The 12775-nt window shown below is 58.8% G+C and carries 12 protein-coding genes; 11 read left to right on the forward strand and 1 reads right to left on the reverse strand.

Annotated features, from left to right (window positions below; genetic code table 11):
* Positions 1-19 precede the first annotated feature (19 nt).
* The gene (map, locus tag BM416_RS09420) at positions 20-802 is read right to left on the reverse strand and encodes a type I methionyl aminopeptidase (RefSeq protein ID WP_012722594.1); all 783 of its coding nucleotides are present in this window, start codon (positions 800-802) and stop codon (positions 20-22) included.
* A gap of 387 nt (positions 803-1189) precedes the next feature.
* Here map and rpsB point away from each other — a divergent pair, with 387 nt between their 5' ends.
* The 11 genes from rpsB (at position 1190) to lpxD (ending at position 12739) form a co-directional block, all read left to right on the forward strand.
* The gene (gene rpsB / locus BM416_RS09425) at positions 1190-1927 is read left to right on the forward strand and encodes a 30S ribosomal protein S2 (RefSeq protein WP_003219330.1); all 738 of its coding nucleotides are present in this window, start codon (positions 1190-1192) and stop codon (positions 1925-1927) included.
* Between the two features lie 192 nt (positions 1928-2119).
* Positions 2120-2983, forward strand: coding sequence for a translation elongation factor Ts (tsf, locus tag BM416_RS09430; protein WP_065926460.1), 864 nt, complete (start codon positions 2120-2122; stop codon positions 2981-2983).
* Positions 2984-3194: 211 nt separating this feature from the next.
* On the forward strand, positions 3195-3938 hold the full coding sequence (gene pyrH, locus BM416_RS09435; protein WP_003172271.1) for a UMP kinase: 744 nt from the start codon (positions 3195-3197) through the stop codon (positions 3936-3938).
* On the forward strand, positions 3935-4492 hold the full coding sequence (gene frr / locus BM416_RS09440) for a ribosome recycling factor (protein ID WP_027604479.1): 558 nt from the start codon (positions 3935-3937) through the stop codon (positions 4490-4492). Before pyrH ends, frr begins: the two co-directional genes overlap by 4 nt.
* Positions 4493-4509: 17 nt before the next feature.
* Complete coding sequence (gene uppS / locus BM416_RS09445) at positions 4510-5265, forward strand: polyprenyl diphosphate synthase (protein ID WP_027604478.1); 756 nt, start codon at positions 4510-4512, stop codon at positions 5263-5265.
* Positions 5266-6075: a phosphatidate cytidylyltransferase gene (locus BM416_RS09450; protein WP_092487628.1), complete on the forward strand. Its 810-nt coding sequence runs from the start codon at positions 5266-5268 to the stop codon at positions 6073-6075.
* Positions 6072-7262 (forward strand): 1-deoxy-D-xylulose-5-phosphate reductoisomerase, encoded by a 1191-nt coding sequence (ispC, locus tag BM416_RS09455; protein ID WP_092487631.1) that lies wholly within the window; start codon positions 6072-6074, stop codon positions 7260-7262. The genes BM416_RS09450 and ispC overlap by 4 nt, the downstream gene beginning before the upstream one ends.
* Positions 7263-7316: 54 nt before the next feature.
* Positions 7317-8669: a sigma E protease regulator RseP gene (rseP, locus tag BM416_RS09460; RefSeq protein WP_027604475.1), complete on the forward strand. Its 1353-nt coding sequence runs from the start codon at positions 7317-7319 to the stop codon at positions 8667-8669.
* A gap of 74 nt (positions 8670-8743) precedes the next feature.
* Positions 8744-11131, forward strand: coding sequence for an outer membrane protein assembly factor BamA (bamA, locus tag BM416_RS09465; RefSeq protein WP_092487634.1), 2388 nt, complete (start codon positions 8744-8746; stop codon positions 11129-11131).
* Between the two features lie 45 nt (positions 11132-11176).
* Entirely contained in the window at positions 11177-11680 is a 504-nt protein-coding gene (locus BM416_RS09470) for an OmpH/Skp family outer membrane protein (RefSeq protein WP_003219314.1), read from the forward strand.
* Between the two features lie 3 nt (positions 11681-11683).
* A complete protein-coding gene (lpxD, locus tag BM416_RS09475) occupies positions 11684-12739 on the forward strand; it encodes a UDP-3-O-(3-hydroxymyristoyl)glucosamine N-acyltransferase (RefSeq protein WP_065938775.1) in 1056 nt (351 codons plus the stop codon).
* The last annotated feature ends 36 nt before the right edge of the window (positions 12740-12775 follow it).

Genomic DNA, 12775 nt, shown 5'->3' on the forward strand with positions numbered 1-12775 from the left:
GGAAAACCTTGGCGGCCCTTCACGCCGAAACGCGTGGGATCGTGTCGTCGGCGCGCAGGGTGAAGATCTCGTAGCCGGTCTCGGTGACCAGCAGGGTGTGTTCCCACTGGGCCGAGAGCTTGCGGTCCTTGGTGATGGCGGTCCAGCCGTCGCCCAGCACCTTGGTGTCGGCCTTGCCCTGGTTGATCATCGGCTCGATGGTAAAGGTCATGCCTGCCTTGAGCTCCATGCCGGTGCCGGCGCGGCCGTAGTGCAGGATCTGCGGTTCTTCGTGGAAGACCGTACCGATACCGTGGCCGCAGAATTCGCGCACCACCGAGAAACCGTTCTTTTCGGCGTGCTTCTGGATCACTTCACCGATGTCGCCCAGGCGGCAGCCAGGCTTGACGATCTCGATGGCCTTGTACATGCATTCCTGGGTGACCTGGGACAGGCGCTCGGCCCACACCGGCACGGTGCCGACGTGGAACATGCGGCTGGTGTCGCCGAAGTAGCGGTCCTTGATCACGGTGACGTCGATGTTCAGGGTGTCGCCGTCCTTCAACGGCTTGTCGCCCGGAATCCCGTGGCAGACCACGTGGTTGACCGAAGTACAGATCGACTTGGGGAAGCCCTTGTAGTTCAGCGGCGCAGGAATGGCGCCCTGCACATTGACTATATAGTCGTGGCAGATCTGGTTCAGGGTTTCCGTGGTAACGCCGGGCTTGACGTGCTCGGCAATCATTTCCAGCACATCGGCAGCCAGTTTGCCGGCAATGCGCATGCCGGCGATGTCTTCGGCGGTTTTCAAACTAACGGTCATACAGGCTCTCTCTAGCGCGATGCGCTGAAATCAATACGGTTTACGGGCGTGCGACAAAAGGTTGCAGAATTCGCACAAGCGCCAAAAAACGCGATTCTAACAGACGCGGGCGGCAAATCATGAGCCCCTGACGATCGCTTCTCTCTATCAGATGGGGTTATATCGGCTCTATTCAAAGGGTTGCGTACACGTCGCCCAGGCCAAATGTGATTGCGTGTTTCGTTTTCGCCCTTCGTGTGGTATAAAATGCGCCGCTTTCCGGGGATACCCCGAAAAGCTTAAATCCACACACGTGTCGACACGATGACCTGGGTGCCGGAGGCCTTGATGCCGCTGGTTGGTCATTGGGATACGTGGAGGCCAAACCCGACTTATTAAGGAACTATCATGTCCCAAGTCAACATGCGCGATATGCTGAAGGCCGGTGTGCACTTCGGTCACCAGACCCGTTACTGGAACCCGAAAATGGGTAAGTACATTTTCGGCGCGCGTAACAAGATCCACATCATCAACCTTGAAAAAACCCTGCCAATGTTCAACGAAGCTCTGACTTTCGTAGAGCGCCTGGCCCAGGGCAAAAACAAGATCCTGTTCGTCGGCACCAAGCGTTCCGCTGGCAAGATCGTTGCTGAAGAAGCAGCACGTTGCGGTTCGCCGTACGTCGATCACCGCTGGTTGGGCGGCATGCTGACCAACTTCAAAACCATCCGTGCTTCCATCAAGCGTCTGCGTGACCTTGAAGTGCAGGCCGAAGACGGTACTTTCGCCAAGCTGACCAAGAAAGAAGCGCTGATGCGCACTCGTGACCTGGAAAAGCTCGATCGTTCCCTGGGTGGTATCAAGGACATGGGCGGTCTGCCTGACGCACTGTTCGTTATCGACGTTGATCACGAGCGCATCGCGATCACCGAAGCCAACAAGCTGGGCATCCCTGTTATCGGCGTAGTCGATACCAACAGCAGCCCGGAAGGCGTTGACTACATCATCCCAGGCAACGATGACGCCATCCGCGCTATCCAGCTGTACATGGGTTCGATGGCTGACGCTGTCATCCGTGGTCGCAACCACGTTGCTGGTGGCACCGAGCAGTTCGTTGAAGAAGCTCCGGTAGCCGCAGCTGAGTAATTGACGCCCTGGCGTTGACTCAGTAAGCAAAAAGGGGGCTTGGCCCCCTTTTTGCCACCTCGAAAACCATTTGTCAGCAGCGCAGCTACATCACCTGTAACGTGCAGCGGCTAACAAGGGTGGTTCGGGAAGAATTGATCCCCCGTTCGATCGGGTGGAATGGTTGAAAACCTATCCAAGAGGAATTTGAAAATGGCAGCAATTACTGCAGCGTTGGTTAAAGAACTGCGTGAGCGTACCGGCGAAGGCATGATGGATTGCAAGAAAGCCCTGGAAAAGGCTGACGGCGACATCGAAAAAGCCATTGATGACATGCGTGCTTCCGGCGCCATCAAGGCTGCCAAGAAAGCAGGCAACGTGGCTGCTGAAGGCGCTATCGCTCTGAAAGAAGACGGCAAGTCTGCTGTTCTGCTGGAAGTGAACTCCCAGACCGACTTCCTGGCCCTGCAGGACGACTTCAAGGCATTTGTTGCTGCCAGCGTTGAAAAAGCGTTCGCCGACAAGCTGACTGACGTCGCTCCGCTGATCGCCGCTCAAGAAGCTGATCGCCTGGTACTGGTCGGCAAGGTTGGCGAAAACGTCAACATCCGTCGCCTGGTACGCGTTGAAGGTGATGTTGTCGGTGGTTACCTGCACGGCAACAAGATCGGCGTTGCAGTGGTCCTGAAGGGCGGCAACGTTGAGCTGGCCAAAGACATCGCTATGCACGTAGCGGCCAGCAACCCTGAGTTCCTGCTGCCTTCGGAAGTTTCTGCCGAAGCGATCGAGCGTGAAAAGGCTGTGTTCCTGCAGCTGAACGAAGAAAAAATCAAAGGCAAGCCAGAAAACATTGTTGAGAACATGGTCAAGGGCCGTATCAGCAAGTTCCTGGCCGAAGCAAGCCTGGTTGAACAGGCGTTCGTCAAGAACCCTGAAGTCAAGGTTGGCGAACTGGCCAAGAAAGCCGGTGCTGAAATCGTTTCCTTCACTTACTTCAAAGTAGGCGAAGGCATCGAGAAGCCGGTCGACAACTTCGCTGAAGAAGTTGCTGCCCAGCTGGCTGCCGCCAAGCAATAAGACAGTTTTTAACTGTCGCCCGAAAGAGGCTGCCCGCTCACGCGCGCAGCCTCTTTTCAAATGGGCAGGCCGATTTAATTTGGCTTACCCTCGGAACTGGCTTACAAAGCCGTGTTCCGATGGCGCTGTGAGAGCGTCCAGCTAGAGTGAACGCAAGCCGTAAACGGCTCGCCAAGAATTTTTTAAAAATACGCCGCAGGAGAGATTCGCAATGGCTCAGCAGGGCAGTGGTTATCAGGCTCGCTATAAACGCATTCTACTCAAGCTTAGCGGCGAGGCCCTGATGGGCTCGGAAGAGTTCGGGATCGACCCCAAGGTACTCGACCGCATGGCGCTGGAAGTCGGCCAGTTGGTCGGCATCGGCGTACAGGTCGGCCTGGTGATCGGTGGCGGTAACCTGTTCCGCGGCGCGGCACTGAGTGCGGCCGGCATGGATCGGGTTACCGGCGACCACATGGGCATGCTGGCCACTGTGATGAACGCCCTGGCCATGCGTGACGCCCTGGAGCGTGCCAATATCTCGGCTATCGTGATGTCGGCTATTTCCATGGTGGGTGTGACCGATCACTATGATCGTCGCAAAGCCATGCGCCACCTGAACGCCAAAGAGGTGGTGATCTTCGCTGCCGGTACCGGCAACCCGTTCTTCACCACGGACTCGGCTGCTTGCCTGCGCGCCATCGAGATCGATGCCGACGTGGTGCTCAAGGCGACCAAGGTAGATGGCGTGTACACCGCAGACCCATTCAAAGACCCGCATGCCGAGAAGTTCGATCATCTGACCTACGATGAAGTGCTGGATCGCAAGCTGGGTGTGATGGACCTGACGGCTATTTGCCTGTGCCGCGACCATAAGATGCCGCTGCGCGTATTTAACATGAACAAGCCCGGTGCCCTGCTGAATATCGTACACGGCGGCGCGGAAGGGACTCTGATCGAGGAAGGCCAACAATGATCAACGAAATCAAGAAAGACGCCCAAGCGCGTATGCAAAAATCCCTGGAGTCTCTGAGCCACGCATTCGGCCAGATTCGTACCGGCAAAGCGCACCCGAGCATCCTGGGCAGCGTGATGGTGCCCTACTATGGCACTGATACCCCGCTGAGCGGCGTGGCCAACGTTACTGTAAAGGATTCGCGCACCCTGCAAGTCGTGGCCTTCGAGCGCAACATGCTCGCGGCAGTCGACAAGGCCATCCAGAGCGCTGGCCTGAACCTCAACCCCACCAACCTGGGTGAGTTGCTGCTGATCTCCATGCCGGCCCTGACTGAAGAAACCCGCAAGGGTTTCACCAAGCAGGCCCGCAGCGCGGCTGAAGATGCGCGGGTTGCAGTGCGTAACATTCGTCGTGATGCCTTGGGCGAGCTGAAGAAGCTGGTCAAGGACAAGGAAATCAGTGAAGACGAAGAGCGTCGTGCCGTCGCCGATATCGACAAGCTGACCAAGGAAGCCGAGGCGAAGATCACCCAGGCAACCGACGAAAAAGAAAAGGACCTGATGGCCGTATAAGGGGTCAGGACGCCTTCATGGAAAAGACCAAGCAGACTGTGCCCTCCGTGGTGCCGCGCCATGTCGCGATCATCATGGATGGGAATAATCGCTGGGCGAAGAAGCGCTTTATGCCGGGTGTTGCCGGGCATAAGGCGGGTGTCGATGCGGTACGGGCCGTGATCGAGGTGTGTGCCGAGGCCAAGGTCGAGGTATTGACCCTGTTCGCGTTCTCCAGTGAAAACTGGCAGCGGCCCGCCGAAGAAGTCAGTGCCTTGATGGATCTGTTCTTCAAGGCCCTGCGTCGTGAGGCCAAGCGCCTGAATGACAACAACATCAGCCTGCGCATCATCGGCGACCGCTCGCGCTTTCACCCGGAACTGCAGGCGGCCATGCGTGAAGCCGAGGCGATCACTGCCGGCACTGACCGCTTTGTGCTGCAAATCGCGGCCAACTACGGTGGTCAGTGGGATATTGCCCAGGCTGCGCAGCGACTGGCCCGCGAAGTGCAGGCCGGTCATCTGCGGCCGGACGACATCACGCCTGAACTGTTACAGACCTGCCTGGTGACCGGCGACCTGCCGTTGCCTGACTTGTGTATCCGTACCGGTGGTGAGCATCGCATCAGCAATTTCCTCTTATGGCAATTGGCCTATACCGAGCTGTACTTCTCCGACCTGTTCTGGCCGGACTTCAAACACGATGCCATGCGCACTGCGCTGGCCGATTTCGCTTCCCGTCAGCGTCGCTTCGGTAAAACGAGTGAGCAGATCGAAGCTGGAGCCCGGGTTTAAATGCTTAAACAACGAATCATCACAGCACTGATACTGTTGCCGATTGCCTTGTGCGGGTTTTTCCTGCTGGATGGCTCTGGCTTTGCGCTGTTTATCGGCCTGGTGGTAACCCTGGGTGCCTGGGAATGGGCGCGGTTGGCAGGTTTCAACGCACAGTTGCCGCGTGTGGTGTATGCCCTTGTGGTGGCGGTGCTGCTGTTGCTGATGCACACCCTGTCGAGCATCATCGTGCCTTGGGTGTTGGGGGCGGCGGTGCTGTGGTGGGCGCTTGCGACCTACCTGGTGCTGACTTTTCCGCGCAGCAGTGGCCAGTGGTCCAGTGTTGCCAGCAAGCTGGTGATTGGCTTGTTGATTCTGTTGCCTGCCTGGCAAGGGCTGGTGGAGATCAAGAATTCGCCGATGGGTAACTGGCTGATCATGGCGGTGATGGTGCTGGTCTGGGGCGCAGACATCGGCGCCTACTTCTCTGGCCGGGCATTCGGCAAGCGCAAGCTGGCGCCGGCAGTCAGTCCGGGCAAGAGTTGGGAAGGCGTGTATGGCGGCCTGGCGTTGACGCTGGTGATCACGCTTGTGGTGGGGCTGGTGCGCGACTGGTCGGCGAAGGAGATCTTCCTGGCCCTGCTGGGCACGGCCATCGTCGTATTTATCTCGGTGGTCGGTGATCTCACCGAAAGCATGTTCAAGCGCCAGGCCGGGATCAAGGACAGCAGCAACCTGCTGCCGGGCCATGGCGGGGTGCTGGATCGTATCGATAGCCTTACCGCAGCCATCCCGATCTTTGCCGTGCTGTTGTGGATGACCGCTTCGTGAGCCGCCTGCAACAAGTGACCGTGCTGGGTGCAACCGGCTCGGTAGGGTTGAGCACCCTGGATGTGATCGCTCGTCATCCCGACCGCTATCAAGTGTTTGCCCTGACCGGGTTCACCCGTCTCAGCGAACTGCTGGCACTGTGCGTGCGCCACGTGCCGCGCTTTGCCGTGGTGCCCGGGCGTTCGGCTGCACGGGGCCTGCAGGATGATCTGCGGGCTGCCGGGCTGGCCACTCAGGTGCTGGTGGGGGAGGAGGGGTTGTGCCAGGTCTCGGCCGATGCCGAGGTGGATACGGTGGTGGCCGCTATCGTCGGTGCCGCCGGCTTGCGTCCGACCTTGGCTGCCGTGGATGCGGGCAAGAAGATCCTGCTGGCCAACAAAGAAGCGCTGGTGATGTCCGGCGCGCTCTTCATGCAGGCGGTGCGCAAGAGCGGCGCCGTATTGCTGCCCCTCGACAGTGAACACAATGCGATCTTCCAATGCATGCCCGGCGACTTTGCTCGCGGCCTGGGACAGGTGGGTGTGCGTCGGATTCTGCTGACCGCGTCGGGTGGTCCTTTCCGGCAAACTCCCTTGGGGGAGTTGGAGCAGGTGTCTCCGGACCAGGCGTGCGCTCATCCTAACTGGTCGATGGGGCGCAAGATCTCCGTAGACTCGGCAAGCATGATGAATAAAGGCCTGGAGTTGATCGAAGCCTGCTGGTTGTTCGATGCGCGACCGGAGCAGGTCGAGGTGGTGATTCACCCGCAAAGTGTGATTCATTCACTGGTCGACTACGTGGATGGCTCGGTATTGGCCCAATTGGGCAATCCGGATATGCGCACCCCGATCGCCAATGCCCTGGCCTGGCCGGAGCGAATTGACTCCGGCGTGGCGCCACTGGACCTGTTTGCCATTGCCCGCTTGGACTTCGAGGCGCCGGACGAGCAACGTTTTCCGTGCCTGCGTCTGGCGCGTGAGGCGGCGGAGGCGGGTAACAGCGCGCCGGCGATGCTCAATGCGGCGAATGAAGTGGCCGTGGCGGCGTTTCTCGAACGGCGCATCCGCTTTCCGCAGATCGCGAGTATCATCGAGGACGTCCTGGGTCTTGAACCCGTGGTGGCAGTCAATGACCTCGGCGCGGTATTCGAGGCGGACACCAAGGCACGCGCCTTGGCCGAACAATGGTTGAACCGCAACGCGCGTTAGTCTTGTGGGCGCGATTGAGCCCTGGGGCACTGGATTGGAATGCGGAGAAATTAGATGAGTGCGCTTTACATGATTGTCGGCACCCTGGTTGCTCTGGGTGTGCTGGTTACCTTCCACGAATTCGGCCACTTCTGGGTGGCACGTCGTTGCGGCGTCAAGGTACTGCGCTTTTCCGTCGGTTTCGGCATGCCACTGGTTCGCTGGCACGACCGGCATGGCACCGAGTTCGTGATCGCGGCCATCCCGTTGGGTGGCTACGTCAAGATGCTCGATGAGCGTGAAGGTGAAGTGCCGGCCGATCAGTTGGACCAATCCTTCAATCGCAAGACCGTTCGTCAGCGTATCGCCATTGTTGCGGCCGGTCCGATCGCCAACTTCCTCTTGGCGATGCTGTTTTTCTGGGTCCTGGCCATGCTCGGCAGCGAGCAGGTGCGTCCAGTCATCGGCGCGGTCGAGGCGGACAGTATCGCCGCCAAGGCAGGTCTGGTGGCGGGGCAGGAAATTGTTTCCATTGATGGTGAGCCGACGACGGGTTGGGGCGCGGTCAATTTGCAGCTGGTCCGTCGTTTGGGTGAAAGCGGCACCGTCAATGTCGTGGTGCGTGAGCAGGATTCCAGTGCCGAGACCCCGCGCACGTTGGCCTTGGACCATTGGCTCAAGGGCGCTGACGAGCCTGATCCGATCAAGTCCCTGGGCATCCGTCCATGGCGTCCTGCGCTGCCGCCGGTACTAGCTGAGCTGGATCCGAAGGGTCCGGCCCAGGCCGCTGGCCTGAAAACCGGCGATCGCTTGCTGGCCCTCGATGGCCAGGTGTTGGGTGAGTGGCAGCAGGTGGTCGATCTGGTGCGCGTACGCCCTGATACGAGGATTGTGCTGAAAATTGAGCGTGACGGTGCTCAAATCGACGTCCCCGTGACCCTGGCGGTACGTGGGGAAGCCAAGGCGGCCGGGGGTTACCTGGGTGCAGGCGTCAAGAGTCCGGAGTGGCCGCCCTCGATGGTGCGTGAGGTCAGTTTCGGGCCGCTGGCGGCCATTGGCGAGGGTGCAAAACGCACCTGGACCATGAGTGTGCTGACCCTTGAATCCCTCAAGAAAATGTTGTTCGGCGAGCTCTCGGTAAAAAACTTGAGTGGACCGATAACCATTGCTAAAGTGGCGGGCGCTTCTGCCCAGTCGGGTGTCGCGGATTTCCTGAATTTCCTGGCTTATCTGAGTATCAGCCTGGGTGTTCTGAATTTGCTGCCCATTCCAGTATTGGATGGGGGGCATCTGTTGTTTTATCTGGTCGAGTGGGTGCGTGGTCGCCCCTTGTCGGATCGGGTGCAGGGTTGGGGGATACAGATCGGTATCAGCTTGGTGGTCGGGGTGATGTTATTAGCCTTGGTCAACGATCTGGGTCGACTGTAACGCTTCGCTGAATTGCGAATCTGCCGCATTTTGCGGCAGTTTGTTTATTGCCAGTTGGAATAAGAAAGGACTTCATGAAACGTCTGCTGCTAACTGCGGTTCTCACCGTATTGATGATCGCCGAAGTTCACGCCGAGTCCTTCACCATCTCCGATATTCGCGTCAACGGCCTCCAGCGGGTTTCCGCGGGTAGCGTCTTTGGTGCCTTGCCGTTGAACGTCGGGGAACAGGCTGATGACCGTCGCCTGGTGGAATCCACTCGTGCGCTGTTCAAAACCGGGTTCTTTCAAGACATCCAACTGGGTCGCGAAGGTAACGTCCTGGTCATCACCGTCGTCGAGCGACCTTCCGTCGCCAGTATCGAGATCGAAGGCAACAAGGCGATCTCCACTGAAGACCTGATGAAAGGCCTGAAGCAATCCGGCCTGGCCGAGGGCGAGATCTTCCAACGCGCCACCCTTGAAGGTGTGCGTAACGAACTGCAGCGCCAGTACGTTGCCCAGGGTCGCTACTCCGCGACCGTGGAAACGGAAGTCGTGCCGCAGCCTCGTAACCGTGTTGGCCTCAAGGTCAACATCAACGAAGGTACCGTGGCGGCCATTCAGCACATCAACGTGGTGGGCAACACCAAGTTCGCTGATGAAGACCTGATCGACCTGTTCGAGCTAAAGACCACCAACTGGTTGTCGTTCTTCAAGAACGATGACAAGTACGCCCGCGAAAAACTCTCCGGTGACCTGGAACGCCTGCGTTCCTACTACCTGGACCGTGGCTATATCAACATGGATATCGCTTCGACCCAGGTGTCCATCACCCCGGACAAGAAGCACGTCTACATCACTGTCAACGTCAACGAAGGCGAGAAGTACAAGGTTCGTGACGTGAAGCTCAGCGGCGACTTGAAAGTGCCTGAAGACCAGGTCAAGGCCCTGTTGCTGGTGCAGAAAGACCAGGTGTTCTCGCGCAAGCTGATGACCACCACGTCCGAACTGATCACCCGTCGCCTGGGTAACGAAGGCTATACCTTCGCCAACGTCAACGGCGTGCCTACCCCCCACGATGAAGACCACACCGTGGACATCACCTTTGTCGTCGACCCAGGCAAGCGTGCCTACGTGAACCGCATCAACTTCCGTGGCAACACCAAGTCTGCGGACGAAGTGCTGCGCCGCGAAATGCGCCAGATGGAAGGTGGCTGGGCGTCGACTTACCTGATCGACCAGTCCAAGACCCGTCTTGAACGCCTGGGCTTCTTCAAGGAAGTGAACGTCGAAACGCCAGCCGTACCGGGTGTGGATGACCAGGTTGACGTGAACTACGCCGTGGAAGAGCAAGCGTCGGGTTCGATCACCGCCAGTGTCGGTTTTGCACAGAGCGCCGGCCTGATCCTCGGTGGTTCCATCACCCAGAACAACTTCCTGGGTACCGGTAACAAGGTGTCCATCGGCCTGACCCGAAGCGAATACCAGAGCCGTTATAACTTCGGTTATGTCGACCCCTACTGGACTGCCGACGGCGTGAGCCTGGGCTACAACGCCTTCTACCGCACCACCGACTACAAAGACCTCGACGTCGACGTAGCCAGCTATGCAATCGACAGCCTGGGTGTGGGCGCCAACATCGGTTACCCGATCAGCGAGACTTCGCGCCTGACCTTCGGCCTGACTGCGCAACAGGATGAGATCAAGACCGGTGTGTACACCGTGGACGAGATCTTCGACTTCACTCGCAAGGAAGGCGACAAGTTCCTGAACTTCAAGGCGTCCGCCGGCTGGTCCGAGTCGACCCTGAACAAAGGCGTGCTTGCCACCCGGGGGCATTCCCAGAGCCTGACGCTGGAAGCAACGACGCCGGGCAGCGACCTGTCGTTCTTCAAGCTCGACTACCGTGGCCAGTTGTTCCAGCCGTTGAGCGATAACTACACCATGCGCCTGCACACCGAGCTGGGCTATGGCGACGGTTATGGTTCCACCAATGGGCTGCCGTTCTACGAGAACTACTACGCGGGTGGCTTCAACTCCGTGCGGGGCTTCAAGGACAGCACCCTGGGTCCACGCGGTACACCGAGCCGTGGCGTTGGTGTGACCGGTAACCAGGGCACCGTAGCTGACTCCGACGACGACCCGCTGCCATTCGGTGGTAACGTGTTGATCCAGGGGGGGGCGGAAATCCTGTTCCCGCTGCCGTTCGTCAAAGATCAGCGGTCCCTGCGTACTTCGGTCTTCTGGGATGTGGGTAACGTGTTCGACTCCAAGTGCGAACAGATCACCAACCCAAGCGGCGTGAAGTCACGGACTGAGTGCAACGACGTGAGCCTCAGCAACCTGGCGAGCTCGGTGGGTGTCGGTGTGACCTGGGTGACTGCGCTTGGCCCGTTGAGCTTTGCTCTGGCCATGCCGATCAAGAAACCGGATAACGCTGAAACCCAGATTTTCCAATTCTCCCTCGGCCAGACGTTCTAAGCGTCTGACCCAAGATAACGACAACGGATTCTGTAGGAGTACATCGTGCGTAAGTTGACTCAATTGGTTCTGCTGGCCACCGTGCTGGTAGCCACCCCGGCCTTCGCCGAAATGAAAATCGCCGTCCTGAACTATCAGATGGCCCTGCTGGAATCCGATGCGGCCAAGAAATACGCCGTGGATGCCGAGAAAAAATTCGGTCCGCAACTGACCAAGCTCAAGACGTTGGAAAGCAGCGCCAAGGGTATCCAGGACCGTCTGGTAGCGGGTGGCGACAAGATGCAGCAAGGCGAGCGCGAGCGTCTGGAGCTTGAGTTCAAGCAAAAGGCCCGTGACTACCAGTTCCAATCCAAGGAGCTGAACGAAGCCAAGGCTGTTGCCGACCGTGAAATGCTGAAACAGCTGAAGCCTAAACTCGACAGCGCCGTGGAAGAAGTCATCAAGAAAGGTGCCTTTGACCTGGTGTTCGAGCGTGGCGCAGTGATTGACGTCAAGCCTCAATACGACATCACCCGTCAGGTGATCGAGCGCATGAACCAGCTGAAGTAAGCCATGACCGCGACTATCAAGCTCGGCGAGTTGGCCGAGTTCCTGGGAGCCACCTTGCGTGGTTCCCCGGAGAAGGAAATCACTGGGCTAGCCACCTTGCAGGAGGCTGGCCCAGCTCAGTTGAGCTTCCTCGCAAACCCCCAATACCGTAAATACCTGGTCGACTGCCAGGCCGCAGCCGTGTTGCTGAAGGCCGCTGACGCCGAGAGTTACGCCGGGGATGCCCTGGTAGTGGCTGACCCCTACCTGTCGTACGCAAAGGCGTCGCATCTGTTCGACCCGAAGCCCAAGGCAGCAGGGGGTGTTCATCCGTCTGCGGTCATCGCCGATGATGCCCAGGTTGACCCTGCGGCCAGCATCGGTGCGTTTGCGGTGATCGAGAGCGGTGCACGCATCGCGGCCGGTGTAACGGTCGGCGCGCATTGCTTTATCGGCGCTCGCTGTGTAATCGGCGCCGACGGTTGGCTGGCACCTCGCGTGACCCTGTACCACGACGTGCGTATCGGTGAACGTGTGGTCATTCAGTCGGGTGCTGTGATTGGCGGTGAAGGCTTTGGCTTTGCCAACTCGAAAGGCGTCTGGCACAAGATTGCCCAGGTCGGCGGCGTATTGATCGGCGACGACGTGGAAATCGGTGTCAACACGGCGGTCGATCGCGGGGCCCTGGCCGATACCGTGATCGGTAACGGCGTGAAGCTCGACAACCAGATCCAGATCGCCCACAACGTGCAGATTGGCGATCACACCGCCATGGCCGCGTGTGTAGGCATTTCCGGCAGCACCCGGATCGGCAAGCATTGCATGCTCGCCGGTGGCGTAGGGCTGGTGGGGCATATCGATATTTGCGACAACGTTTTCATCACCGGCATGACCATGGTGACCCACTCGATTACCGAACCGGGGGCCTACTCATCTGGTACCGCCATGCAGCCCGCAGCTGAATGGCGCAAGAGCGCAGCACGTTTGAGGCAGCTCGACGACATGGCTCGACGTCTCAAACAGCTGGAAAAGCGTGTTGGGGACGTGACCCCTGGCGGTAATGCTTCATCAGAAGGCTGATACCATTTCCATATCAAGTGTGCACAGCCGCTAGAC

Origin of the sequence: Pseudomonas sp. NFACC42-2 (assembly GCF_900116055.1) — a bacterium.
Classification (GTDB): domain Bacteria; phylum Pseudomonadota; class Gammaproteobacteria; order Pseudomonadales; family Pseudomonadaceae; genus Aquipseudomonas; species Aquipseudomonas marginalis.

Bases quoted from the DNA above. Each gene is read 5' to 3' on its own strand.
- frr (WP_027604479.1), top strand. From the start codon at position 3,935: ATGATCAACGAAATCAAGAAAGACGCCCAAGCGCGTATGCAAAAATCC.
- lpxD (WP_065938775.1), top strand. From the start codon at position 11,684: ATGACCGCGACTATCAAGCTCGGCGAGTTGGCCGAGTTCCTGGGAGCC.
- bamA (WP_092487634.1), top strand. From the start codon at position 8,744: ATGAAACGTCTGCTGCTAACTGCGGTTCTCACCGTATTGATGATCGCC.
- rpsB (WP_003219330.1), top strand. From the start codon at position 1,190: ATGTCCCAAGTCAACATGCGCGATATGCTGAAGGCCGGTGTGCACTTC.
- tsf (WP_065926460.1), top strand. From the start codon at position 2,120: ATGGCAGCAATTACTGCAGCGTTGGTTAAAGAACTGCGTGAGCGTACC.
- BM416_RS09450 (WP_092487628.1), top strand. From the start codon at position 5,266: ATGCTTAAACAACGAATCATCACAGCACTGATACTGTTGCCGATTGCC.
- pyrH (WP_003172271.1), top strand. From the start codon at position 3,195: ATGGCTCAGCAGGGCAGTGGTTATCAGGCTCGCTATAAACGCATTCTA.
- rseP (WP_027604475.1), top strand. From the start codon at position 7,317: ATGAGTGCGCTTTACATGATTGTCGGCACCCTGGTTGCTCTGGGTGTG.
- map (WP_012722594.1), bottom strand. From the start codon at position 802: ATGACCGTTAGTTTGAAAACCGCCGAAGACATCGCCGGCATGCGCATT.
- uppS (WP_027604478.1), top strand. From the start codon at position 4,510: ATGGAAAAGACCAAGCAGACTGTGCCCTCCGTGGTGCCGCGCCATGTC.